The sequence below is a fragment of the Enterococcus sp. ZQ21 genome, assembly GCF_030053755.1.
GTDB classification, from domain to species: domain Bacteria; phylum Bacillota; class Bacilli; order Lactobacillales; family Enterococcaceae; genus Enterococcus_B; species Enterococcus_B lactis.
Window position 1 is genome coordinate 2,299,732 of the sequence record NZ_CP125658.1, and the last position, 25,269, is coordinate 2,325,000.

Sequence of the window (25,269 nt, forward strand, 5' to 3'; positions counted from 1 at the left end):
CCCCTTTCTTTTTCGGTAAAACAGGAATCGGGACAAATATCTGTTTGATAGTTGCCCCAAAATCCGTGAAGTTATACATTTTTTTACGGAAATGTTCGCTTTTAAAAAGCTTTTTCAAACAATTTTTCGTATTCATTGTACAAATAATTGTTTCTATTATACAAATTGTTCCCTATTTTTTCAATTCTTTCCGTCGATACTCTTTTATTGTTGAAAAACGTTAGCTATGAGAGGGATCCATTAACTCCCATTGATAGCTAGCAGCACTTAATAAATAAAGAGGCGCTGTTTCTGTACGGAGGATTCTTGGTCCTAATCCACATAGTATCCCTTTGTGTTCTACGAAATAATTGATTTCCTCGTGGGATAAGCCGCCTTCTGGTCCAAAGACAGCTAAGATTCGACTGCCCGGTTTTGTTTCACTAAGAATTTTGGCTACATTTGATTTTTCGCCTTGCTTTGCTGATTCCTCATAAGCAACCAAGACCACGTCATAATCATCTAGCCGTTCAAATAAGTCACGTTTCGTTTCCAGTAACTCTACTGAGGGCACGATTTGCCGATGGGATTGTTCTGCTGCCTCTTGAGCAATCTTTTCAAGCCTTTGTTGTCGCTTCATGCGTTTCTTTGCATCCCATTTAACCACAGAGGCTGATGCCGGAAACCCAAGAAAAGCTTGTGCGCCTAATTCAGTGGATTTCTGAATAATCCAATCCAACTTCTCTCCTTTAGGATAGCCGCTCGCTATGGTTATCGAACTTGGCAATTCCTTTTGGTTTTCTTCTTTTTTAATTTCTTTCAGATAAACAGCATCTTCGGTGATTTTTGTGATTTCTGCAACAACGGCTATCTGATCATTGAATGCCAAAAAAACTTCATCTTTCGGTTCCATTCTCATAACCCGTACAATGTGATGATAGGTTTCCCCTTTTAAAATAAAATTGTCTTTTGGTTCATACGATTCTTTCAAAAAATATCGCTGCATCTATTCCACCTCTGGTTTTTTCAAAATAATTGCATACCAGTCTTTTTGTTGGAAAATTTGATCCACGATGAATCCTTGTTCTATCATAGCATCTAGAACCATTTGCTTCTTCTCTTCAATGATTCCTGAAACGATCAATGTCCCTGTTTGTTTTAGTAAACGCCAAGCATCCGGGATCATCAATAAGATGATATTTGCTAAAATGTTCGCAACGATTACATCACTTTCAATCTCGATTCCTTTCAAAAGATCATTAGCTGATACGTGGACATCTTTGGCTACTTCATTCATATCCATATTTTCTTTCGCTGAACGAACGGCTACTTCGTCTAAATCAAAGGCATAGACATCTTTCGCACCAAGATATTTTGCTGCAATACTTAGTACACCCGAACCAGTTCCAACATCTAACAATGTTTCGCCACCACGCAATACTGTTTCTAGTGCTGTCAATGTCAAAGAAGTCGTCGGATGGGTGCCTGTTCCAAACGCCATACCTGGATCTAATGTGATGATTTTTTCTAGAGGATCTTCTGTCTGATAGTTTTCCCAGCTTGGCGCAACCGTCAGCATTCGCGTAATACGCACCGGATGATAATATTTCTTCCATGCTGTTGCCCAATTGCTTTCCTCTACTTCGCTAACAGTTACTTTGTTTTTTCCAATCGCTAGACCAAACTCAGGCAATTGCGTGATACGATCTTTGATAAAAGGCAAGATTTCCGGTAAAAAAGTCGTTTCTGGAAAATAAGCCATGACTAGCGCGCCTTCTTTCAACGATGTAAAATCATTTTTATCTAAAATTTCACCATATTGATCCGATTTAAAATGTTCAACATCTAAAGAGTCTTCAATCGCAACACCACTCGCTCCTGCCTCCATCAAAATATTAGCGACCGCTTCGACTGCTTCACTTTCGGTTTCTACTTTTACTTCATTCCATTTCATGTCTGTCACTCCTTAATAACTTGGGTACGGTAAATAAGTCTCTGTTTCATTTTGCTGTTTTGCTTCTACTAACTCTGCTAGTTTCTGATTATCCCAATGGAGTTCGAATACAGCTTCGTCATCATCTTCATCTAAAAAATCAAGCAAATCACTTTGCCCTTGTGCTAATACTTCATTCAAATATTCCACTAAAGAATCAGCTACTGATTTTGCCAACCCTTTTTTTCCTTCATAGGGGATTGCTGCTAGATAATTTTGTTCATCAAAAACAGATTTCTGAGGATTAAAAAGGAGTACGCCATCTTCAAATTCGATAATTGGTTCTTGCGAAACAATCCCTTCTGCATCATCAATCTCAAATTGTGCTTTATTTTCCGCAAACAAACGAACAACGATTTCGATCGTATGATTTTTTGTATCCCAATCTAAAGCCACATCATAGTCCGTCACTTGTTTTTCGATTATTTCATCTAAGTATGTTAATAGATCCTTCTTTTTCATTTTCTTTCCTCCAACCCCAATCTTCCTCGATTTGGTTTTTTCTTTGTAAAGAGATATATGGATTGCCAGACACAACAAAACGCAACGGCTTTTCTGTCCATTCCCCTTTGTTCGGGATACCGATCCTAGGCAAAGCATCGATTTTTTTTGGTATCTTCTTTTTCTCAAAAACTAAACGTAATGAACTATCTGCTATAGACTGACCGTAGAGTTCTTGAGGAATTGCTAATGCTTCCACTAATTTTCCAGGACCGTTGCTGATATCTGGACCAGTTTTTCCACCACGATTTTTACTCATTTGTTCAATCATTGCAGCTGGTTCGATTGCACGTATCATTACTCCTTGAGGAATCCCTTCTGGCTGAGTGATGATGTTCAAAATCCGATGAGTATGCATCGTGTAAAGGTAGATCGTACCTGGTTTTTCATACATTGCCCGCACACGTGGTGTTCTTCTTAAACCATAGCTATGGGCGGCCTCGTCTTCTGGACCTAGGTATGCTTCCGCGTCTACAATATATCCAGCTAATCTTCCTTCTGGTGTTTCATGCTCCAAATACATCCCCAATAAATCCCGCGCTACTTCCGGCGTCGTTTTATTCCAAAAAAATTCATCTATCTTTTGTTTATCCGTCATTTTTCTCACCTACTTTATCATACACAATATTAGTTGGATAAGCTATGAAAACAAAACAACAGAAGGCTGTTCTTTCTAGCTATATTACTAAATATGTTATAATTAAGGAACGTAAAAACAAGAAGGAGGAAAATCCTATGCAACAGCCATTGGCTTATCGCATGCGACCTCGAACGATCGATGAAGTCGTTGGTCAGCAGCATCTAGTCGGTGAAGGAAAAATCATACGCCGCATGGTCGATGCTCGCATGCTCTCTTCCATGATTTTATATGGGCCTCCTGGTACTGGAAAAACGAGTATCGCAAGTGCGATTGCCGGTTCTACTAATTATGCATTTCGCATGCTGAACGCTGCTACAGATTCAAAAAAAGATCTGCAGGTTGTAGCGGAAGAAGCTAAAATGAGTGGTACTGTGATCCTCTTATTGGATGAAGTACACCGATTAGATAAAACAAAACAGGATTTTCTGCTTCCTCATTTAGAAAGTGGCCGAATCATCTTGATCGGAGCGACTACTGAAAATCCTTATATTACTATCAATCCAGCGATCCGCAGCCGCACACAGATTTTTGAAGTCAAGCCATTAATAGAGCAAGACATCCAGTTGGCAGTGGAACATGCCTTAAAGGATAAGGAACGCGGTCTTAGTCAACAAGCAATTCAGTTAGATGAAGAGGCTCTTCTTCACCTTTCGCGTGCAACGAATGGCGATTTGCGTAGTGCATTGAATGGATTGGAACTGGCTGCACGATCGACTCCTCCAGATAAAGAAGGAAAGATTCATCTTACTCTGTCGATTATCGAAGAATGTGTCCAAAGAAAAGCTCTTACCCATGACAAAAATGGAGATGCTCATTATGACGTTATTTCAGCGTTTCAAAAATCGATTCGCGGAAGTGATGTGGATGCTGCCCTTCATTATCTCGCCCGTCTAGTTGAAGCAGGTGATCTGGCAAGTATTTGTCGTCGCCTGATGGTTATCGGTTATGAAGATATAGGTTTAGGCAATCCTGCTGCTGCTGCGCGTACAGTAAACGCTGTATTAGCTGCTGAACGATTAGGGTTACCTGAGGCACGTATCCCGCTAGCAGATGTCGTCGTTGATCTTTGCTTGTCGCCCAAATCCAATTCTGCCTATATGGCATTAGATGCAGCACTTGCTGATATTCGAGAGGGTAAAGCTGGAGATGTTCCCGACCACTTGAGAGATAGCCATTACAAAGGTGCGAAATCCCTCAACCGCGGTGTGGGTTATCAGTATCCTCATCATTTCGATCATGCTTGGGTCGATCAGCAATATTTACCAGATAGGCTAAAAAATGTTCAATATTACCAGCCAAAGGATACAGGAAAATATGAACAGGCGCTAGGTCAACAGTATTACCGCATAAAAGAGTGGAAAAAACATCCCCCAAAAAATTAAACAAGAAAACGGTTCTATTTCTGCGAGCTCTCTCATTGCTCTTTTTAAATTCATATGCTACTATAGAGATGGGAAATCTGTGATGTTCGAATTGTCCTCTTTGTGTGTTGACCGAACATTTTTATTGATATCTTGGGACCCGTCTTGTGTCACTGCTGGTAACATGCCTTATCATTTGGTAGTTCGAAGCTACGACCATGGGACCCACCTGCTTGAATTCGCGGGATCAATACTACAGGACAAATAACGGCATTAACGGAGATTACCATCTTTTAAAGAATAAAGCAATTTGCTCTTGGCAAATTGCTTTTTCTATTTGTTGCTTATTTTGGAGGATTTGTTCATGATTAGGATTTTGATGATTATCGCCACTTTACTATTATTATTCGTTAGCTATTATTTATTTAATAAACAGGATATCTTTTTTGTATTGATCAAGAAAAATGACAAAAATCAAGGATTCCTACAATTTTATGGAGCTGCGTATGCTGTTTTAGGCGTTATGGGTATTTTAGCCGCTTTTTTCAATCAACGCTTCATCGCTTTGATCTTTTTATTGATCGTGATTCTCGTTTCTGCCACCTTCAGTATCCGCTTTGCAAAAAAAATTGCTGAACCAAAGCAGTAAATAATTCTCTTTTTCCACAAAGTGTTCTACAATAAAAGAGTACAACACGATTGACTTAAGGAGTGAATGCTTATGTTACAACAATACAAAAAAATCATGGTTGCCGTGGATGGTTCTGATGAAGCTGAATTAGCTTTTAAAAAGGCGGTCAATGTAGCTATCCGAAATAACGGAGAACTTCTATTAGCACATGTCATTGACACACGTTCTTTCCAAACCGTTTCATCATTTGATGGAATGTTGGCAGAACAAGCTACTGAAATGGCAAAGCAAACATTGGCAGATTATGAAAGCAACGCAAAGAAAGCTGGCTTGAATAATGTAACCTCTGTCGTAGAATATGGCTCACCAAAACAACTGATTGCGAAAGAAATCCCAGAAGATAATCAAGTAGATTTGATTATGTTAGGAGCTACAGGATTGAATGCTGTAGAACGTTTATTTATTGGTTCTGTTTCTGAATATGTTATTAGAAACGCGGCTTGCGATGTGCTTGTTGTTCGAACTGATTTAGAAAACCAATTGCCTCCTAAAAAAGACTAATTGATGAAAAGCTGTGTTTCAGAGGGGATCTCAAAAGTAAAACTTTTGAAGATCACTTGTCTGGACACAGCTTTTTTTGTTCTTCAAAAAATAAATTCGCTTATTGAGCGTCTTTCCTCTCACGATTCAAAGAATACTTGGATTCACTCACTTCTTTATATTCAGATCCTTCTGTGTAAAAAATAAAAAAGCATGTCCTCTTAGAAAACGGATATAAAATTATCCATTTTCTAAAGAGAACACGCGTGTATTTTTAGCCGCGCAAACGCTCCACGTCACGGGCAATCATTAGTTCTTCATCTGTTGGAATCACTAATACTCTTACTTTTGATTCTTTTGTAGAGATATCTACTTCTTCACCATGCAATTCATTCAACGCTGGATCGATTTCACAGCCAAACCAAGACATACCTTTAATGATTTCATTGCGTACATGTCCGTCATTTTCGCCGATACCAGCAGTAAAGACGATTGCATCGACACCATTCATCGTTGTCACGTATCCGCCGATATATTTTCGGATGCGATCCACGAAGATATCATAAGCTAAACGAATGTGTTCTTTTTCATAGTTTTTTTCAAGATCACGCATATCGCTAGACAATCCTGTTAGGCCTAGCAAACCAGATTTTTTATTCAAAACATTGATCATTTCATCAATATCAATCTCTAATTTTTCCATTAAGTATGGAAGAACAGCTGGATCGATATCGCCTGAACGCGTACCCATTGTCACACCAGCTAATGGCGTGAATCCCATAGAAGTATCCATGGATTTACCACCATTTACAGCTGTGATTGATACTCCGTTTCCTAAGTGGCAAGTAATGATTTTTAGCTCTTCAATCGGTTTGTTCAATAATTTTGCTGCACGTTCCGATACATAACGATGACTTGTGCCATGGAAGCCATATTTTCTTACTTTGAAATCTTCGTAATAAGACACTGGCAAGCTGTATAAATAATTTTGCTTTGGCATTGTTGAGTGAAAAGATGTATCGAATACAGCTACGCTCAAAATGTCAGGTAAAATCTTTTTAAAGGCTTTGATTCCCATCAGGTTAGCAGGGTTATGCAAAGGAGCAAATTCTGCTAATTCAGCAATGCGGTCCATTACTCCCTCATCGATCACTACTGAATCCCCATAAGTTTCTCCTCCGTGAACAACACGGTGCCCTACACCGGTGATTTCATCATAAGAACTTAAAATTTGCAGTTCAATCAACTGATCTAACAGCATTTTTACTGCTACTTCGTGGTTTTCGATATCCATGATTTGTTCGAATTTTTGACTATCGCCGTACTTGATCGTAAAAATAGAATCTTGTAAACCGATACGTTCGACGATCCCTTTCGCAACTACGGTTTCTTCTGGCATTTGATATAATTGCCACTTCAAACTTGAACTCCCAGCATTGATTGCAATTGTTTTAGACATATGACTCTCCTTCTCGTTGAATGATTACAGAGCAGATGATTTCCAGTTTTTAAACTCGTTGAAAAATTCCGTCACCTTCTCTGGTTCTTTTAGTGAAGCAAGTTTCACAAGCAGTACTTCTTTTACTTGTTTTGCTTGTGGTCCTTTTTTCTGTAAGATCAAAATACTTTTTTGTGATTGTTTGTTGCGGAACAACTCATCTGGCAATTGAATCATTCCTTGAAGATAGCCTTCTTCTTTAAACCATTTTTTGATTTCTTCGCTTTGATCCGTTTCTAAAAAACCGCTTGGCATCAAAAACAAACCAAAACCATCCGGCTTCACGTATTTCATTGATTGCTCCAGCAATAAATGATGTGCATAACTGTGGCCTTCTTCGGTACTTGTTAAAAATTCTTTTGCTTTTTCGTCATTCGGATAATAACCGATCGGCAAATCGCTGATTGCAAAATCGACAGGATCGATTAATAAATCCTGCAACCCGTCTTGATGGAAGTATTGAACATTTGCTTGTGTCAAATCACTTGTAGAAGCTGCCACAGCCAACAATGTATCATCAATATCCACACCAAATCCTTCTGTTTGATACCCCGCATTCGATAGGTTTAAAAGAACTGTTAATAACAAGTTGCCCATTCCTGCCGCAATATCCAGAATCTTAACTGGTTCCTTTTTATTTGTGTATAGTTGTTCAATAAGAAAAACAAATAAAAAACCGATACTATCAGGAGTGAGTTGATGGTTCGCCTGCAGATGTTCTGTCTGGTTGCCCTTCAATAAAAGCAGTTGAGACAATCTGCGCCATTCTTCTGGCTCGAAAGAAAGTTTTTTCAACTCTTCATAAAGAGCTGTGATCCGTTGTGCTGTCTCTTTTGTCGGCACTCCATCCACCACACGTACTTGATAATCATCTATTAGATTTTCTGCATTTTCGACATAGGCTTCTAAAAAGGAAGTTCCCAATGCATTCTGTAAAAGCTGAATAGCTTCCAGGTTCTGATTGAACCCTTGTTCCATTTTTTCTGGTAACATGGTGCACCTCATTTCTAGATATATTATAACAATTTTTTCACCTGTTTAATTCTATCGAACAATTGACAAAATTTCAATCGTTTTCACTGTTTTTTATTTGTGAAACGGCAAACATTTTTTTATTAAAAACAGTGTTATAACAGAAAAGAGGGCGTTTTCACGAACAATTCCTCATTCTGTACCAGTATCTGTATCATTTTTTACTTCTTCTATGAATCGAAAGATAAACGGCGAGACTTCTACCTCCAAGAATAGAGACTGTTGTACCCATTGATATGTTACAGATCCCGTTGTGTAGTAAAAAATCCCTTCCGACTTCTCAGCAAGTATAGACTGTTCCGATAGAGCCATCTGTTTCATTATTTTTGCTATATAATAATTTTTTATTCGTATATTCAGATCCATTGACAAACGATAGCTTTCTAATGCTGCCGTTAATAAAAACGTACATAAAAGAAATAAAAGCAACACAGAAAATAAAATAGAGCCCTTACAACATTTTCTATTGATCATTTTTTGTCCATATGGCATATCCATCTTCTCCATTTTCAAAGTGTACATAAAAAGAAATTGTGTGTTCTTTTTCCAATAATTGAAGCTCAGTGATACTTGTTAACATAGGTTGATGTCCGCCGGAAGTTCTTCTTTTACGTATCATCGTCTGATATCTTTCGATGATGTACTGTTTATCCTCTACAGTGTAATGCAATTGCTGATTTTTCACGGAAACATTGTGACTGCTGTTAAGTTCCTCTTCTAATTGTGCTAAAAATATCAGCCACTCTTTTTGATCTTTACGCTGCAGAAAGTCACTTACTTGGATGGTTTGCTGGATCAAAAGATTGAATGACAGCAATATACTGCTTACTATCATTAGTCCGATTAGACATTCAATCAGCGTAAATGCCGGGATTTCTTGTTTTTTCAATATTGATCGCTTCTTTCTCCATATTGACAAGCACTTTTTCGATTACTCCATTATTTTCGATAATTTGGATATCGTACATAATCATTTCTTCACTTCGCTCTGGTCTTTTGTGATATATCCGCTGTGTCTTGGTATCTTCGTAAACCATTCGAATAAGTAGCATTTCCTCCCCGCTGTTCTTTTCTGCCTGAAGTAAAAAAAGCTGACCAAAACTCACTAAGTACACACAGACGGAAGCAATCATCAGCGCTGTAAGGGACTCTAATAAAATAAACCCTTTTCTATTCAATTCTTTTTGTATAGCGTCCACTCCCCATCTGGAATTGATACGTAATCGTTTGCCCTTTTTCTTCCCAATAAAATTGATACGCTTTTAGTGAACTTTCATTTCCTGTTCCAGCAGCAAAAGTGATGGAAGCATGGCGTTTCAAGGTAATCTCATCAGGAATATCTAATACTTTCCAGCTCGCTTCATCGGGTTGGGACATACGAAAAATGATCTGATTTTCGTCATTGTTCCAATAAAAACCTGTTTGGATTTGGTTCACAATAGCGATTTTTTGAGTGGTATAGATTCGTTTTTCAAACTGGCTGAAAAATTGATAGACTGCCAATTCATTCTTCCATGCAGAAAATGCGAGAACTGGAAAAGAAAGAATTGTTGTAAGCAATAAAATCAGTAAGAGTGACTCAAACAACGTATATCCTGATGCTAATGTTTTACCTTCAAGGTCGCTGGTAGATGTCTGCATGTTCTCGTTTGATATAGCCTTCATTCAATAATTCCTCCACGGTAGGGATTCTTCCATTGTTTTGAAGCGCGTAGAGCTCTTTTTGTGTGTCTACCAACTGAATGATTGCTTCACGACTTTCTTGGTCTACATGATTCCTATAACGTGACAAATTGAGGACAAACAACAGTACTAGTACACTGATGATCAGTAAAACGATCAGCATTTCGATTAATGTAAAACCGCTATAATAAGGTGTTCTTTTCTTTTTCATGGCAAGACCTCCTCGATACTTCCATAAACAGGTAATAAAACAGCAGCATAAACCAGTAAAATCAAAACCGCTACGCCCAAAAAAATGATTGGCTGAATAAAATGCAGCCAGTGCTGAAGTCGTTTGAAAAGCTGTTTTCTTGTCCATTCGCTGTAAAATATCAGCTCTTTCCCTAAATTTCCCTTTGCCTCTCCCTGCAAAATAATCTTGCTGAATTCTTCAGATAGAAAACGGTAATTCTGGAACTGATCAGCTAATGGTATACCGGCCTCCAATCCTTGTATCATCTTGGAAGCAAGGTGTTGAAGGAGACTTTCTTGTTTCGTCTCCTTCAAGCAAACGATGATTTGCCTTAATTCGAAACCTTCATGAAAAAGTTTGCCAATCTCTAGCGACAAATAAGCAGATTGATACAAGGAATATATCGGCCCAATCACCAATTGTCTGCTGATCCATTCACTCCGATCAATAGGAGACAATTTCATCAGCCGATACCTTACTAGAAAAGTCAATAAAGCAACCACGAGGATAAATAGTAGAACGTACCAGTGAAAGACTTGTATCAGCTGAATCCCCCAATGCTCTTCCATAACCATCCCTGAACCAATAAGCTGAGGTAAAACGAGCAAACGCATACTAAATAAGATACCTAGCAAAAAGGTGAGCAATAGCATCGGATAGGCAAGCAGCTTTTTCAAATCATTGCGAAATCCTTCGACCAGACGAAACTGTTTGGCAATTTCCAACAAAGTTGCCGGCAGATTCCCGTGAAGTTCAGCTAATTCGATCTGTACCAGTTGTTCTGCTCCATACCCTGTTTGCGAAAGTACTTCACTAAACGGTTGTCCTTCCTTTAGCTGATGTTGGATGTTTGCCAAAATAGCAGGCTGGAACGAACGGATCGTGAGTAATAAATAAAGGGATTCTTGCAAACTAAAACCAGTTAAAAGCAGTTCTCCCATGGTTTGTGCAAACTGGTTTTGCTGGCTTCTTGTCAGTCCTTTAGAATAGTTCTGACTGCCAAGTTTTTTTCTGAGCTTCTTCATAGCTTTCCTCCCATGATTTTTTTACTGGTTCTTCCTCCATAAATTGATAACTCCACAAGACAGAAGGATGATGATCGGCATCTTCCAAAAGTTCTTGATAAATGACTCCAGCTAGACATTCAGATAGCTCTTCTTTTTTCTTTGTTAGTTCATGGATTCTGATCAATGTACCTTCAAGATTGCGTGCATGTACGGTTGCGAATACCCGATGTCCCGTTAGTGCAGCTCTTACCGCAGCATGTGCAGTTGATTCATCTCTTATTTCGCCAATGATCAACAAATCAGGGCGATGCCGTAATGCGAGCTTCAAAAGTGTGTCATAAGTCTGTGCTATTTTGGGATTGATCTGCAATTGCAGAAAGAATGGTTCTTCGATCTCTACAGGATCTTCAATCGTGATTACTTGCCGTTTTTCTTTCAAAGCTAACCGATACATCAATGACGTCTTTCCTGACCCGACTGGTCCGCTGAATAGATATAATCCACGTCTAAAGGTTTTCTGCAAAATAGTTTCAAAATCTAGAGAATTAAAGCAACGATGAGGTGTTTCAGAAATACCGTATAATAGCCGAATCACTAAGCTTTCTCGTTGAAGGTAATCTCCTACAGAAGACAGTCGTAACCGAACCTTCTGTTTTTCTAAAGAATAGGTCAATGCACCTAATTGAGCTTTTCTTTTTTCTCCGATATCCATTTGTCCCAAATACTTAAGTCTTGAAATCAATTGCTGGCCATCTGCCGAAGATACTTCCTTCCAGAATGTTCGTTTTTTGCCATAGCGAAAATAGATGTAAAATACTTCTGAAGCTGGCAAGACATATACGTCTTGGGCATGTTTGGCGAAACTTTCACTTATCATTTGATCGGATAATCGTTTTATTTCCATTATTCTCCCCTCCACAAAAAACATACGTCTTTTTGAACTTTTTGTTTCAAATAAAATGAATTTATTAAAAAACATTGGCAAAAAACGAATTTATGTTATACTTATAAAAATTTATCTTGGGAGGCATTCCATTGGAATCAACATTAAAGAGATACATCGAAGTAGCAAGTAAAAAAAAGCCCGCTGATCTAGTGATCAAACAGGCTAAGATCGTCAATGTCTTTACGAAAGAGATCATGGAAAAAGATGTAGCGATTTACGAAGGAATGATCGTAGGGATTGGTGAATATGAAGGAAAAAGCGTACATAATGCTAATGGGCAATATCTAGTACCAGGATTCATTGATGGCCATGTGCATATTGAAAGCTCACTTTTATCACCAAGTGAATTTTCAAAAGTATCCTTGCTTCATGGAGTCACTACTGTAGTAACAGATCCCCACGAAATAGGAAACATCGCTGGGAGTACTGGTCTTCAATTTATGATAGAAGACGCAAGACAAACGCTTATGAATATTTTCTTTATGCTCCCTTCTTGTGTACCTGTCACCCCATTTGAGACAAATGGTGCAAATCTAAATGCCAAAAATCTGGCACCTTTTTTACAAAATCCCGAAGTTTTAGGTTTAGCTGAAGTCATGAACTATCAAGCAGTAGCAAATAATGAAGCAGATATCCTAGAAAAGATCCAGTTGATGCACCAGCATAAGAAAAAGATTGACGGACATGCAGCTGGTATCGGCATGGAAGAATTAAATGTTTATCCCGCAGCAGGTATTCGGACGGATCATGAAGCTACAACTGCAAAAGAGGCTAAAGAACGTTTGGATCTTGGTATGTATTTAATGGTTCGAGAAGGGACCGTTGCAAAAGATCTGGCCTCGCTACTACCGGCGATCACGCCTGATAATTCAAGAAGATGCTTCTTTGTCACCGATGATAAACTCATCAATGATTTAGTTAAAGAAGGATCAATTGACCATATCGTCCGTCAAGCTATTTCAATGGGAATTGATCCATTACAGGCAATCCAGATGGCAACATTGAATGCAGCAGAATGTTTTGATTTGAAAACACTAGGTGCGATTGCTCCTGGGTATCAAGCTGATTTCTTCTTAACAGACGATCTTACCAAGCTGCCAATTCATGAAGTTTTCTATAAGGGAACATTGGTCGTCCAATCTGGTCAACTCGAAGACCATTTATTTGCTGATCATTCAAATCCATATACATGCTGTCTACCAAACCTAAATGCTCAACCATTGCACCCTCGTTCGTTAGAGCTGCTTCTCCCTTCTTCGCAAGCCCATGTGATCGAAATTATCCCGAATAGTCTCGTCACGAACGATTTGGTAGAAAAAGTGGACCGACAAGGCGAACGATTCATTCCTTCAATCGAAAAAGACCAATTAAAGATTGCGGTGATCGAGCGTCACCATCAAACCGGAAATATTGGGTTAGGCATCGTAAAAGGATTTCAGCTGAAACAAGGGGCGATAGCGACAACGATTGCTCATGACTCTCATAATCTAGTTGTCGTGGGGACAAATGATGAGGATATGCTGTATGCTGCTAATCTTTTGATTCAAAAAGGTGGCGGGATGACTGTTGTCAACAAACAGAAGGAAATAGCTTGTCTTCCTCTACCGATAGGCGGCATCATGACACAGGAACCTTTTTTGGTCGTCAATGAACAGCTGAATGAATTAATAGCTGAAACACATCAACTAGGGGCAGCTAAAACCTTTGATCCTTTTTTGACACTTTCTTTCTTAACCTTATCTGTCATACCCGAATTGAAGATCACCGACAAAGGATTATTTTCATTCTCTCGATTCCAATTGATTCCACCCTGTTGAAAACCGAGGAAATAGGTATATCTTAAATCAAAAAAGTCCCAGAAAATGCACATGACAGATGTAATGTGTTTTCTGGGATTTGATTTATATTTTTATGAAAGTAAAAAGTTCATTCACAGACTTTTCTTTTTGGCCTTATCTTGAAATCGAGCTTCTACTCGATAAATACGTTGACCTTTCGAAGAAAATTTTTCTTCATACTCCGTCATAATATTGCCTTCAAATTGACTTTGATGCAAATCCAACCATACCTGTTTGAGGATCATGCCATATTGAGAAAAACTTGCCAGCGAATACTCAAACAATCCTTGATTATCTGTTTTGAAATGGATTTCTCCATTTGGGCGAAGGATCTGTTCATCTACAGCAAGAAAAGTTTTGTATGTCAAGCGCCGTTTTTCATGTCGTTTTTTCGGCCATGGATCAGAAAAATTCAGATAGATCTGATCTACTTCGCTGTCAGCGAAATATTCTGTCAATGCTGATCCATCCACATGCAGAAGCTTCAGGTTAGGAAGCGGTTGTTCGATCAACTTGTCTAATGCTATAGAAACAACACTTACTTGCATTTCTACTCCAATATAATTGATTTCAGGATGGGCTTTTGCCATTCCAGTAATGAACTGGCCTTTCCCCATTCCAATCTCAATGTGGATTGGATGATCGTTTCCAAACAATTCATTCCATTTTCCCTTCCACAATGTTGGATCACTAATTACAAAATTCGGGTGAGCCGCTAGCATTTCCGCTGCTCCCGGACGATTTCGGACACGCATTATTTATCTCCATTCCTTTCTCTAATTAAAAAGGTCTGGCCAAATCTCCGCAGAGTTTGGGCCAAACCTCAGCCACTGAAAATTCGTTTTAATTGTAAAATTTCTTCGTTCATTCGTCGATGATCTTCACGTTTGCAGTATCTAGTGATTTCTTGGAGCAAATTCATGGCCGCATACCAGTGAAACTTTTCAAGCATTTCGTCAGTCGGACGTATGCCATAACTGATCAGCCATTGATTCCAACTGGATAGAGGCACATAATTTCCTAAAATCGTTGCAATATCTACCGCAGGGTCTGCAAACATGATTGAATCCCAATCCACGAGATATAAATAATTTTTACATACTAACCAATTTCGATGATTTACATCTCCATGCACTACTGATAGATTTTCCTTATCTATCGGCGGGATCTGCTCACGAAGAAATCGATGGACGATTTGCAGAAATTGATTTTTCTGGAGTTCTTCTGGTAATTCTTTTTCATATTTTTGCAACATCTTCTCCGGCGTCATAACACGTCCGCCGATACGGGTCAGCATGGTTTTAAGAGAATTTGAATGATGTAAATGGTACAAAACATCAATTACGTCATTTCTTTGACCAATCTCATTAGGAGTTAGCAAGCGGCCTTCTAGCCATTCTTGTGCTGTCAAGGTATCGCCATTCCCCGTTCGTTTTGTCCAAACAAGTTTTGGTGTAATTCCTTCCCTTGAAAGAGCAGCCAACATCGGAGTCGTGTTTCGTTTAATAAAGACTTTGTCTTCATCACGCATGCCTATGTATGTTTTTCCTGTATCGCCTTTGATGGGACGTAACCGCCACTCTTGGTCTAACTGAAACTCCATCATGCATTCTCCCGTCCTCTTACTCTTTGTTTTGCAGTACTTATTATTCTAGTCGCCTGATCACTACACGTCAAGCACATATACGTTCTTTTTCATTTATTTGCCATTCAAAAAACCGACTTTTCTCAAAAAAAAAATAGAACGAACAGCATTCTTACTGTCAACGCTCTATTTTTCAGTTCATTTTTAACCTACACAGCTTTGTTTTCAGTCTGACATCTTCTTCAAACGAGTTGGTACATATAGTTTAACAAAGAGACCCGTAACAATCAAATAAGCCGCTAGCGGAACCCATCGCTGCTGACCATCCAATACGACTGCAGCAATCAACCCAAAGATAACCGATGCGATAACTAATACCCATGTGAGCAGATACTGGATCGCCTGCTTCTTCTGATTCTCATGGATCGGATAAAGCTGAACGAGCACCATATAGCGGAACTGGCTCGCTAAAGGCAACAATTGGAACCCGATCAAATATAAAAATAAAGAACCGATTATCAGACTAAAATAAAAGTCGATCACTCCGAAAATCAATAGCCCACCTATAATTACTAACCGGAAATAAAGACCACTAAAATCAGAACCTCTTGCCAATCTTCTTGCAAACAAGTAAAGATAAGTGTTTTTTGATTCTCTCTTAATATGAGTCAATAGAGGATCCAAGTAGCGTCTTCTTTTTACCTTTGCCGTAATTTCAGGAACATCGGTGAATAAATTAATAAATTGATAGATTTGATGCAACCTTTGTTCTTCTACGTGCACCATTTTCTCCCAATCCAATCCTTTTTCCTGTTGCTTCCACAAAAACCAGTAATATAGACTTGCCTGTACCAATGCACCTGCTACCCCTGCCCAGACCAGCCAATAAAATGAAAGAAGCAAAATGAGCATAGAAGAAAGTAACCAACCTGTTTTCCAATAACGAATGACCTGTTGATCTAGCCGAAACAATTCTGCTCGCTTGATTTGCAGATGACTGAATTTCAAACTCCATAATATGATCAGATAGACGAAAAACATCGAAAAGACATGCTGAGTACTAACCACCACTAATGGCATAGCAAATCCGCATGCCAATATCAAAAGGATCATCGGAAAAATGCAAGAATAGCGAAAAGCTCGTTCCAAATAGGTCTGCATTTCTTTTTCTTTCGGAAGTAAAAAAACAATATCTGCTGCCTCCGCAAAAGTAGCCATCTTGCCTACAAATAAACAGAGCATCCAAAATACAGAGATTATCATCCCCCCAAGTGCAAAAGGCGGATGCAAGGTTTTCAACCAGCTAGAATAGTACAATCCCACGCCACCAATTAAGAAAAGACAAACTAAAACAAAATGATCGTTCAACACATAGCGCATATATTTCATCATTTTCTTTTGATGCCTTGCTAAACGTTTTTGAAAAAAACTACTCATGTGCCTGCTCCTTTGTTAAAGCGATATAGATTTCGTCCAAAGAAGAATCCGGCAGATGAAATTCTTTTCTCAACATCTCAAGGGTCCCATCTGCTCGTATCTCTCCGTTATGTAAGACCACAAAACGGTCACAGTATTTTTCTGCAGTAGCTAAAATATGCGTAGACATCAAAATACCGGCTCCTTCTTTTTTCATCTCTACCATCAATTCAAGCAGCGCATTGATAGCTAGTGGGTCCAATCCTAAGAATGGTTCATCAATGATATATAAAGAAGGCTCGATCAAAAAGGCGCATAAGATCATCACTTTCTGCTTCATCCCTTTTGAAAAATTAGCCGGAAACCAGTCAAGGCGATTAGACAAACGGAAAGTCTCCAACAGCTTTTCAGCTCTTTTCATTGCTGTATCCATAGGTATATCATAGGCCATCGCAGTGACTTCGATATGTTCCCTCAAAGTCAATTCTTCATATAAAGAAGGCGTCTCTGGAATATACCCAATTTGTTTACGATATTCTTCTGTATTTTTCTTTAAAGATAGATGATTGATTTCTATCGTTCCCTTTGAAGGTTCCAACAGACCGATAATGTGCTTGATGGTTGTACTTTTCCCTGCTCCGTTCAGCCCGATCAATCCTACTATCTCTCCAGGCTGTACGTTGAAACTGATGTCTTTTAACACAGGGAGATGGCCATACCCTCCTGTGACATGATCGATAATTAAACTCATTCTTTTTCCTCCGCCATTTATTTTTATTTATTATACCACGAAGAAAATGACGGTATTTTGTTTTTTTCCTTACAATGGCTTTAACTTATGGTAAAGTTAAGCTGAAGTATTTATTCTTTATGGAAAGGATGTTTTTTATGGAAAACTGTATTTTTTGCAAAATCATCAATCAAGAAATCCCAAGCTATAAAATTTATGAAGACGACAAAGTCTATGCTTTTTTAGACATTTCTCAAGCAACGAAAGGACACACGTTAGTTGTCCCTAAACGTCATGTAGCAGATATTTTTGAATATGATCCTGAACTTGCAGGAGAAGTTTTTTCACGTGTGCCTAAGATTGCTCAAGCATTAGAAAAAGCTTTTCCAGAAATGAAAGGTCTTAATATCTTGAATAACAACCGTGAATTAGCTTATCAATCTGTTTTTCATTCACATATCCATTTAGTTCCTCGCTATAGCAAAGAGGACGATTTTTCTATCCACTTTGGCAACCATCAAGACAGTTATGGACCAGAAGAACTAAAAGCTATTCAAGAAACAATCGTAAAGCAGGTGCACAGCGATGATTAAAAACTTTTTCAAAGGACTGTTATTCGGAGCTGCTGCTGGAACTGTCGGAGGTCTGTTATTTGCACCTAGGAGTGGGAACGAAACAAGAAAAAAACTGATTGAAGAACTGGAAGAAGCAACCACTCTGACAAACGATTTAAATAACAGCTTGGATCATTTTAAAAGCGCATTGATTGAGACAAAAGAAACAGCTGAATCTGTGATTCCCGCTTTCCAAGAAGCCATCAAAAAAGATATCGAAGATTTTAAATTCCAGGCCGAACCACGTATCGCCCAAATCAATGAACAAGTAGAAAAACTAACAGCTGATCTGCCTGAGTATCCTGATCAAATACAATAATGATCATTTTCTCAACAGATACGACTCTCTAATAGAGGAATAATTGCACATTTCCTAGGAATGTGATGAAATTTTGAATTTTGTTTGAAACTATCACGAGAACGCTTTTAAAGGGCATGGGATATGGTATAGTTAATATATAAAAAATAATAACTAATTACAGGAGTGCAAACATTAATGAAAAAAAAATCAATTATTTTGGCAGCTACTAGTGCGTTGGCTGTTTTAACTCTAGCGGCTTGTTCAGGCGATACCAATAAAGATATCGCAACGATGAAAGGCGGAACGATCACTGTATCTGATTTCTACGATGAAGCAAAGCTCGAATCATCGAACCAATCATTAGTACAACGGATGATCATCTATAAAGTATTCAATAACAAATACGGCGATAAAGTAACAGATAAACAAGTGGATGCAGAATACGACAAACAAGCGAAATCTTTAGGTGATACTTTTGAATCACAATTAGAAACTGCTGGGTATACGAAAGATTCTTATAAAGAATATATCCGTAATAATCTAGCTTTTGAAGCTGGTTTGAAGGCTCATGTAGATATTACAGATGATGATTTGAAAACTGCTTGGGAATCTTTCCATCCAGAAGTAGAAGCACAAATCATCAAATTATCAAGTGAAGATGAAGCCAAAGATGTAAAAAAATCAGCGGACGATGGGGATGATTTCTCTAAATTAGCCAAAGACAAATCGACTGATTCAGAGACAAAAGAAGATGGCGGTAAAGTCAAATTCGACTCGACGACAACAACCATTCCTGCAGAAGTAAAAGAAGCAGCTTTCAAATTGAAAGACGGCGAAGTCTCTGACGTTATTACTGCAACAAATACTACTTCTTATGCAACAGAATACTATGTTGTCAAAATGGTGAAAAACCAAAATAAAGGCAACGACATGGATAAATACAAAGATCAATTAAAAGAAATCGCTACTGAAACAAAATTAAGTGATAATACATTCACGACTAAAGTAATCGGTGAAGAATTAAAAGATGCAAATGTAAAAATCAAAGATGATGCCTTTGAAAATGTGTTGAGTGCATTCACAACAACTTCATCAAGTACGAAAGACTCAAGTGAAGCCACATCTTCAACAAAGAGCTCTGACACAAAATCAACTGATTCAACAAAAGAATCTTCAACTGAAGAAACAACTGATTCATCAAAATAAAAGAAAACAAAAAAAGCGAAGACTTATGTCTCGCTTTTTTGTTTTGAATGAAAAAAATAAATTTTTGCTATAAATCTTTTGGTACATAGAAACTTCGGTTGTCCATACCGAAAATCCGATCTGTGTATTTTCCTGGTTCTGTTTGACGAATCGAAGTCAACATCATCTGCATGGAAGCATCAATATTGTCGATTTGATGTAATATTTCTGCTTCCATTATTCTTGGACGTACAGGTGAACCATATTCTAATAGGCCGTGATGTGCTAAAACCATATGTCGTAATACGAGAACGTCTTCGTCAGCTTCGCTGATTTTCAGCGCAAGACAGGCTTTAGTTATTTCTTCGTCAATCAATACCAAATGACCGATTAAATTCCCTGCAAGCGTATATTCTGTCGACATAGGACCGGAAAGTTCGATCACCTTTCCTAAATCATGCAAAATGATACCCGCATATAATAATGGTCGATTCAACTCAGGATATTCATCGGCAATTGATTTTCCTAAGTGAAGCATTGTCAAAGTATGATAAGCTAATCCACTGGCAAATGCATGATGGTTTCTTTTGGCTGCCGGAAACTCAAAAAATTGTTTTTGGTATTTATTGAGTAGATAGCGAACGATCCGATTCCAATGTGCATTTGTGATTTCAAATAATAATTGATTGATTTCTTCTTCCATTTCTTCTTTCTTCAAAGGGGCTCTTTCCATGTATAAACTAGGTTCCCCTGGCTCATCCATCCTTGTTAAACGCATGTGAAGAATCTTTACTTGCGGGTTCCCTTGATAAACCTCTCTTTTACCGTTTAGAAAAACAACTGTGCCAGCTGTAAATTTATTGATTTCCTCTTCCGAAGCATCCCAGTACTTGCCATCGATGGTACCTGAAGTATCTTGGAAAGTAAAAGCAATAAATTTTTTTCCGTTTTTAGCGATTCTTACATCTGCACTTTTGATCAGGACAAATTGCTCAAACTGCTCATCGATTACTAAATCACGAATTTTTTTCATTATTTGCTCCTTCTAATTGTTTTACGGTTTGGTTCATCTCATGGTAATAGCTTACCATTTCTTTATCAGAAGAAAAACAAATTATTTGATACTTTTCTCCAAATTTAGCTAAAAGTTCAGCTAATTGATACTTTCGCTGATGATCATAATGAAGCCAGCCATCATCTATGATGATCGGGCATATCGAACGATTGGCTTCTAACGAGAGGTAAGCAAACCTCATCGCCATAATCAGCTGATCTTTCGTACCTGTAGACAACTCATAGATTGGAAAGTCTGTATATCCGTCTGTTAAAGTCAGTGTATCGTTTTTCAGTAATATCTTCTGATAATTTCCTTTTGTTAAAATACCTAAATAATCACCCGCTGCTTTTAACAACTGAGGTAATTGTCTCTCACTCATCTCTGTTGAAAGATCGCCTAAGAATGTCCCTGCGATTTCAAATGCGCCCCATTCCTCCAGCAATTCCTGCAATTTTGCTTTTTGTCGGCTAGCTTGTTGATAGAGTTCGTCCAATGTGCCGTCTCTTTGCAGCTCTTCTACTTGAAGTTGGAGTCGTTGCCGATTTTCACTTGCTTCTTTTTCTTCTTGCTGTAGTTGGCCTTGTTTTTCTTTCAGTTGCCGCAGTCTTACAGATAATTTCTCTTTCGTCAGTTCTTCAGGAAACAGTGGACGAAGCATTTCTGACAGTTCATTGTACCTTTTCATCTGCTGTTCGGCTTGTTTGGCTTTTTGTAAAAAGACAGGTACTTCCGAAGGATAAGATAATCCAGCTTGGCTCAATTGTTCGCTGTATTCTTGTATCCATACTTTTTGTTTCTTTTTCAATTGATTGATTTCTTGCTTCAATAAAGTATTTTGCTGATAGCTTCTGGCAAATTTCATCTGTTCCATTTCTTGGATAAAACGGGAAAGCATAGCCATTTTTTCTGAGATCGTCTTATCTTGTATGGGTAGCCATTCTTTAACAAACTCAAATTTCTGATCGATCTGTTGTAGTTTTTCTTGGATTTCCTGCTCTCTTTTATGTTTCCGCACAAATACGCCATACAATTTCTGATAATCTATGACTTCTTGCCCATATTCTTTCATGAGTTTGAGTGTATCCATCTTTCCTAAGTGCCGATGATCAGCAAAACGATATACTTCTTGCTGAAGAATCTGTTTTTCTTCTTCGATTCTCTTTTGTTTTTCTTCTGCTTCTGCTAATTGGGCTAAAGCTAAATCAAGCTGACCTAGTTTTTCTTGCCACATTCCTTTTATTTCTGAGAAATCATTTTTAGGTTTGACCTTTGGTTGCTGTTTGTAGAAGAAATAGCCCACCATGCCTGCACCAATCAATAAAAAGACCACTTTTAAGGGCATTGGTACAAATATACCTGCAATGATTATTGCTCCGCCAGCAATTAGCATATAGGGTTTAGATGAAGGGGTTGGTGCTATCTCTGACTGATTTTGTAATAATGCTGGATAAGTCTCTTCCAACTCATTCACTTCTGCTTCGATCATTTTTTGCTGTTCTTTAGCTATCTGGAGACGCACAGAAATCTGGCTTTCTAGATCAGCAATCCTTCTTTCTTCAGCCAGAAGATTCTTCCACTCTTCTTCATATAAAAATTCTTCCGGTAACGGATTTTTCTGCCACTGCCATCTTTGTTCCAAAATCTTCAATTCTGAATTTGTTTCTCTAGTCTCTATTTGAAGTCTTTGCCATTCTTCGCTTAATTGTTCCGTTGTAAACTGGAGTTGTTGGAGGTCTTTTAGTTCTTGCTCCTGCTCTAAATAAAAATAATATCTAGCTGACTGCTGATCCATCCCGCTATGCTTTTCCAGAGTTGCTTCTAATTCTTCTAAACGCTCATTTGTTTGCTGATACCGTTTGGAAAAAGACTCCAGATCAAGAAGAAGTTGTTCATCAGGAAGACCTGTGGCGATGTTTTTTTTGAGGGATTGCCATTCTTCATATAAAGAAAAATTGAGTTCTTGCTGTCTGGCTAGTGCAAATTGTTTATTCGCCTCATGTAGTTGTTCCAGTAACTGTTGCTGTTGCGACTCGTATTCCTGTTCTTGTTGGATCAACTTGCCAAAATAAGCTTCCTGTTCTTGTTTTAGATGGATTTTTTCTTGAAGCTCTTTCCATTCATTTAATTTTTGATTGATCAGCAGTTTTTGGCCTTTTTTCTTGAATAACTGTTGTGCTTTCTGATAATATTCTTGTCTTTTTTGGAATACTTGAGAACTGCCCGTAATCCCTAAAGAAATCAGTGCATCATGTAGCTCTTTTTCTCTCAAGTGATCTAGTTCCATCAACTGTTCTTGCTGGAAAGTAAATACCTGCTGGAATAACTCTTTCGTCAAAGGTGCAATCAGTTTTTCTAGTAATTCATCACTTCCAACTTGGTTCCCCAGCCATACCTTCGATTTTCCACGATTTTGCTGTTTACAGCGCTCGACAGCAAACTCACCGTATACAGGATGTATAAGCCATATTTTGCCGCCATAGGCTGAGCCGTCTTTTGGTGTATAATCCTTTTTTTTACGGCCTTTTGAAGGGAATCCAAATAAGATGGCTTGGATAAATTGATAAATCGTTGATTTTCCTGCTTCGTTTCCCCCATAGATCAGCTGATTGCCTGAATAAAAATCAAAACTTTTTTGACGCCATTTTCCAAAAGCAGCAATCTCGATCCTTAAAATCTTCATTCCTGATCCTCCTCAAATAAAAAATCTTGATTAAGTAGCTGCTTGGCTTTTTCAAGTGTTTCTTCTTGATATTCCGGCAGTTCGCTCAATATTTTAGCCGCTTCTTGGTGACTATATACTTCATTTAAAATTTGTTGGAAATCTTGAGGTGTCTGATAGTATTGAAATAGCTGTTCCATCAATTTAGCAGAAGCAGCAAGTGGAATCTTCGCATAAAAAGTATCCTCCATGAGAGAAATACGCCAAATAAATAAATCCCTTATCCTATCTGAAAATTCCTCTAACAGATAATCTAATAACTCTCCTGATTGTATTCTCTCTAGAACATCTGTATTGAGATGGTCATAATCTTTTAATTTTATCTCAATTAAACTAAACCCATCTTCTACTTTTGAAAGTTGCTGACGAATATGAACAATGACCTCTTTTGTCGTTTTCGCTTGCCTCAATGATATTTCCTTTGTCTTCCAATAGACCTCTGCTACTTTAATCGGATGTATTTGACAACTGCCTTTACTTAATTCAACAAGTAGAATGGACGTAGAAGTTTGTTCTTTTTTAGTGTGTCCTTGAGGCGCACCTGGATAAACGATGGTTTGCTTTTCATTTAAAACTGTTGGCACATGGATATGCCCCAAAGCCCAATAATCGTATCCTTTTTCTTGCATTTTTGAAGGTTGGAAAGGGGCATAGTTCCCTTTTTGCGAGGTACCAGGTTCCCCATGATACAAACCAATATGGTAATCTGTGAGTTCTCTAGAAGGAAATTCCATCACTTTGTCTTTTTGAATCCATGGTTGTCGATAACTGAATCCACTGAGAGAGACAGTTTCGCCACTTTTTATCGTTATTTTTTTTGTCTCTACCGTTTCGGATGTAAATAAATGGACATTTTTAGGAAAGGAGAACCAATACCGCTCTTTTTGATAGAAATCATGATTTCCGAATATTATAAATACAGGTATATGGTTTTTTTCTAACCGTTTCATCTGTTCTGAAAAATGTTTCTGTATTTTTAATGAAGGACGATTTTGATGAAAATTATCTCCTGCAAGTAAAACAAAATCAACGTTATTTATTATTGCCTGTTCAATGATATTTGATAAAACGGTCAGATTCGTCTTCAATAGTTTTTCCTGTACAGTTTTATCTAGAGTTGTCAGTCCTTCAAATGACCGATCCATATGTAAATCTGCCGCATGGATAAATTTCACCATTAAAAATTCCCTCCTCTTTTTCTTTTATCATACCATTTTCAATGTTTTTTTTCATCAATAACCGAAAATTTGTTCGTATTATGCAAAGAAATTACGATAAATGGCTGGCTTCAAAAAATGAGTTTATTCGAAAAAAGATTGTGACATGATTTTTGTCACAATCCTAAATATTTATATTCTATACTCCCTAAATTAGTTTATATGGTAAGAATTCTTTCAAAAGCTTGAGATACTCCGTCTTTATCGTTTGAAACGGTAATATAATCAGCTTTTTTCATGATCTCTTGATGACTATTTCCCATTGCAAAACTAATATCTGCACTCTCAAACATAGATAAGTCATTTAAACTATCTCCGATCGCGATTCTCAAAGGTTTTTTTAAATTGTAGATTGATTCCAAACGATCAAACACCGTGCCTTTCGATACATTTTGAGGCACGATTTCAATGTTTACAGGTGCTGATTCAGTAACAGTCACATTTAGCATCTTTTTCAAACGGTTAAATATATTCGCTTTCAATTGACGATTGGGAATAAAAATAAAAAATTTGTAAATGCTGATATCATCCTTTTCTATAATTTCTTCAATATTATTATAAGGA

General features: G+C 37.9%; 28 protein-coding genes and 1 other RNA gene (1 of these 29 only partly in view). 8 read left to right on the top strand and 21 right to left on the bottom strand.

Features of this window, described 5'->3' with window-relative positions:
* Positions 1–220: 220 nt before the first annotated feature.
* The 4 genes from QK255_RS11125 to QK255_RS11140 are packed head-to-tail and all read right to left on the bottom strand — an operon-like array spanning position 221 to position 3,071.
* Positions 221–985: a 16S rRNA (uracil(1498)-N(3))-methyltransferase gene (locus tag QK255_RS11125; protein ID WP_002291369.1), complete on the bottom strand. Its 765-nt coding sequence runs from the start codon at positions 983–985 to the stop codon at positions 221–223.
* A complete protein-coding gene (gene prmA / locus QK255_RS11130) occupies positions 986–1,933 on the bottom strand; it encodes a 50S ribosomal protein L11 methyltransferase (protein WP_002291367.1) in 948 nt (315 codons plus the stop codon).
* 12 nt (positions 1,934–1,945) lie between these two features.
* On the bottom strand, positions 1,946–2,434 hold the full coding sequence (locus QK255_RS11135) for a DUF3013 family protein (protein ID WP_002291366.1): 489 nt from the start codon (positions 2,432–2,434) through the stop codon (positions 1,946–1,948).
* Positions 2,400–3,071: a DNA-3-methyladenine glycosylase gene (locus QK255_RS11140; RefSeq protein WP_002291364.1), complete on the bottom strand. Its 672-nt coding sequence runs from the start codon at positions 3,069–3,071 to the stop codon at positions 2,400–2,402. Before QK255_RS11140 ends, QK255_RS11135 begins: the two co-directional genes overlap by 35 nt.
* A 137-nt stretch (positions 3,072–3,208) precedes the next feature.
* Here QK255_RS11140 and QK255_RS11145 point away from each other — a divergent pair, with 137 nt between their 5' ends.
* From QK255_RS11145 to QK255_RS11160, 4 genes are all read left to right on the top strand, one after another.
* Complete coding sequence (locus QK255_RS11145; protein WP_002328905.1) at positions 3,209–4,495, top strand: replication-associated recombination protein A; 1,287 nt, start codon at positions 3,209–3,211, stop codon at positions 4,493–4,495.
* A gap of 71 nt (positions 4,496–4,566) precedes the next feature.
* Positions 4,567–4,761, top strand: a non-coding RNA gene (gene ssrS / locus QK255_RS11150) — 6S RNA.
* 77 nt (positions 4,762–4,838) lie between these two features.
* Positions 4,839–5,123, top strand: coding sequence for a hypothetical protein (locus QK255_RS11155; protein ID WP_002291361.1), 285 nt, complete (start codon positions 4,839–4,841; stop codon positions 5,121–5,123).
* A 72-nt stretch (positions 5,124–5,195) separates the two neighbouring features.
* Entirely contained in the window at positions 5,196–5,666 is a 471-nt protein-coding gene (locus QK255_RS11160; RefSeq protein ID WP_002291356.1) for a universal stress protein, read from the top strand.
* Between the two features lie 253 nt (positions 5,667–5,919).
* On the opposite strand, the gene QK255_RS11165 is transcribed toward QK255_RS11160, so the two are convergent.
* From QK255_RS11165 to comGA, 9 genes are all read right to left on the bottom strand, one after another.
* On the bottom strand, positions 5,920–7,104 hold the full coding sequence (locus QK255_RS11165) for an acetate/propionate family kinase (protein WP_002291355.1): 1,185 nt from the start codon (positions 7,102–7,104) through the stop codon (positions 5,920–5,922).
* Positions 7,105–7,128: 24 nt separating this feature from the next.
* The gene (locus tag QK255_RS11170) at positions 7,129–8,136 is read right to left on the bottom strand and encodes a class I SAM-dependent methyltransferase (protein WP_002291354.1); all 1,008 of its coding nucleotides are present in this window, start codon (positions 8,134–8,136) and stop codon (positions 7,129–7,131) included.
* Positions 8,137–8,307: 171 nt separating this feature from the next.
* Positions 8,308–8,667, bottom strand: a complete 360-nt coding sequence (gene comGG / locus QK255_RS11175) for a competence type IV pilus minor pilin ComGG (RefSeq protein WP_002291353.1) — start codon at positions 8,665–8,667, stop codon at positions 8,308–8,310.
* Positions 8,639–9,064: a competence type IV pilus minor pilin ComGF gene (gene comGF / locus QK255_RS11180; RefSeq protein ID WP_002328904.1), complete on the bottom strand. Its 426-nt coding sequence runs from the start codon at positions 9,062–9,064 to the stop codon at positions 8,639–8,641. The genes comGG and comGF overlap by 29 nt, the downstream gene beginning before the upstream one ends.
* Positions 9,027–9,374 (bottom strand): hypothetical protein, encoded by a 348-nt coding sequence (locus QK255_RS11185; RefSeq protein ID WP_002291351.1) that lies wholly within the window; start codon positions 9,372–9,374, stop codon positions 9,027–9,029. Before QK255_RS11185 ends, comGF begins: the two co-directional genes overlap by 38 nt.
* Positions 9,346–9,816: a competence type IV pilus minor pilin ComGD gene (gene comGD, locus QK255_RS11190; protein WP_002291349.1), complete on the bottom strand. Its 471-nt coding sequence runs from the start codon at positions 9,814–9,816 to the stop codon at positions 9,346–9,348. Before comGD ends, QK255_RS11185 begins: the two co-directional genes overlap by 29 nt.
* Positions 9,791–10,069 carry a competence type IV pilus major pilin ComGC gene (gene comGC / locus QK255_RS11195; RefSeq protein WP_002291348.1) on the bottom strand — a complete coding sequence of 93 codons (279 nt, stop codon included), beginning with the start codon at positions 10,067–10,069 and terminating at the stop codon, positions 9,791–9,793. The genes comGD and comGC overlap by 26 nt, the downstream gene beginning before the upstream one ends.
* Positions 10,066–11,115 carry a competence type IV pilus assembly protein ComGB gene (comGB, locus tag QK255_RS11200; protein ID WP_002291347.1) on the bottom strand — a complete coding sequence of 350 codons (1,050 nt, stop codon included), beginning with the start codon at positions 11,113–11,115 and terminating at the stop codon, positions 10,066–10,068. Before comGB ends, comGC begins: the two co-directional genes overlap by 4 nt.
* On the bottom strand, positions 11,072–12,001 hold the full coding sequence (gene comGA / locus QK255_RS11205) for a competence type IV pilus ATPase ComGA (protein ID WP_002291346.1): 930 nt from the start codon (positions 11,999–12,001) through the stop codon (positions 11,072–11,074). Before comGA ends, comGB begins: the two co-directional genes overlap by 44 nt.
* 131 nt (positions 12,002–12,132) lie before the next feature.
* Here comGA and ade point away from each other — a divergent pair, with 131 nt between their 5' ends.
* Positions 12,133–13,860, top strand: coding sequence for an adenine deaminase (gene ade / locus QK255_RS11210; protein ID WP_002291345.1), 1,728 nt, complete (start codon positions 12,133–12,135; stop codon positions 13,858–13,860).
* Positions 13,861–13,973: 113 nt separating this feature from the next.
* On the opposite strand, the gene trmB is transcribed toward ade, so the two are convergent.
* The 4 genes from trmB to QK255_RS11230 form a co-directional block, all read right to left on the bottom strand.
* Positions 13,974–14,636, bottom strand: a complete 663-nt coding sequence (trmB, locus tag QK255_RS11215) for a tRNA (guanosine(46)-N7)-methyltransferase TrmB (protein ID WP_002291343.1) — start codon at positions 14,634–14,636, stop codon at positions 13,974–13,976.
* A gap of 68 nt (positions 14,637–14,704) precedes the next feature.
* The gene (locus tag QK255_RS11220; protein WP_002291341.1) at positions 14,705–15,487 is read right to left on the bottom strand and encodes a phosphotransferase family protein; all 783 of its coding nucleotides are present in this window, start codon (positions 15,485–15,487) and stop codon (positions 14,705–14,707) included.
* A 204-nt stretch (positions 15,488–15,691) separates the two neighbouring features.
* Positions 15,692–16,903: an ABC transporter permease gene (locus QK255_RS11225; protein ID WP_283341549.1), complete on the bottom strand. Its 1,212-nt coding sequence runs from the start codon at positions 16,901–16,903 to the stop codon at positions 15,692–15,694.
* Positions 16,896–17,633 (bottom strand): ABC transporter ATP-binding protein, encoded by a 738-nt coding sequence (locus tag QK255_RS11230; protein WP_002291338.1) that lies wholly within the window; start codon positions 17,631–17,633, stop codon positions 16,896–16,898. The genes QK255_RS11225 and QK255_RS11230 overlap by 8 nt, the downstream gene beginning before the upstream one ends.
* Before the next feature lie 137 nt (positions 17,634–17,770).
* On the opposite strand from QK255_RS11230, the gene QK255_RS11235 reads away from it, so the two are divergent.
* From QK255_RS11235 to QK255_RS11245, 3 genes are all read left to right on the top strand, one after another.
* The gene (locus QK255_RS11235; RefSeq protein ID WP_002291337.1) at positions 17,771–18,205 is read left to right on the top strand and encodes an HIT family protein; all 435 of its coding nucleotides are present in this window, start codon (positions 17,771–17,773) and stop codon (positions 18,203–18,205) included.
* The gene (locus QK255_RS11240; RefSeq protein WP_002291336.1) at positions 18,198–18,545 is read left to right on the top strand and encodes a YtxH domain-containing protein; all 348 of its coding nucleotides are present in this window, start codon (positions 18,198–18,200) and stop codon (positions 18,543–18,545) included. The genes QK255_RS11235 and QK255_RS11240 overlap by 8 nt, the downstream gene beginning before the upstream one ends.
* A gap of 177 nt (positions 18,546–18,722) precedes the next feature.
* Positions 18,723–19,733, top strand: coding sequence for a peptidylprolyl isomerase (locus tag QK255_RS11245; protein ID WP_002291335.1), 1,011 nt, complete (start codon positions 18,723–18,725; stop codon positions 19,731–19,733).
* Positions 19,734–19,800: 67 nt separating this feature from the next.
* On the opposite strand, the gene QK255_RS11250 is transcribed toward QK255_RS11245, so the two are convergent.
* The 4 genes from QK255_RS11250 to QK255_RS11265 all read right to left on the bottom strand — a co-directional run.
* Positions 19,801–20,745 (bottom strand): 3'-5' exoribonuclease YhaM family protein, encoded by a 945-nt coding sequence (locus QK255_RS11250; protein WP_002291331.1) that lies wholly within the window; start codon positions 20,743–20,745, stop codon positions 19,801–19,803.
* Positions 20,729–23,449, bottom strand: a complete 2,721-nt coding sequence (locus QK255_RS11255; RefSeq protein WP_002291330.1) for an ATP-binding protein — start codon at positions 23,447–23,449, stop codon at positions 20,729–20,731. Before QK255_RS11255 ends, QK255_RS11250 begins: the two co-directional genes overlap by 17 nt.
* Positions 23,446–24,666 (bottom strand): metallophosphoesterase family protein, encoded by a 1,221-nt coding sequence (locus QK255_RS11260; protein ID WP_002291329.1) that lies wholly within the window; start codon positions 24,664–24,666, stop codon positions 23,446–23,448. Before QK255_RS11260 ends, QK255_RS11255 begins: the two co-directional genes overlap by 4 nt.
* Before the next feature lie 197 nt (positions 24,667–24,863).
* Positions 24,864–25,269, bottom strand: the end of a protein-coding gene (locus QK255_RS11265) for a Cof-type HAD-IIB family hydrolase (RefSeq protein WP_024635847.1). 440 nt of this gene lie beyond the right edge of the window; only the last 406 of its 846 coding nucleotides appear in the window; the start codon falls outside the window, past its right edge — the gene reads right to left on this strand; its stop codon occupies positions 24,864–24,866.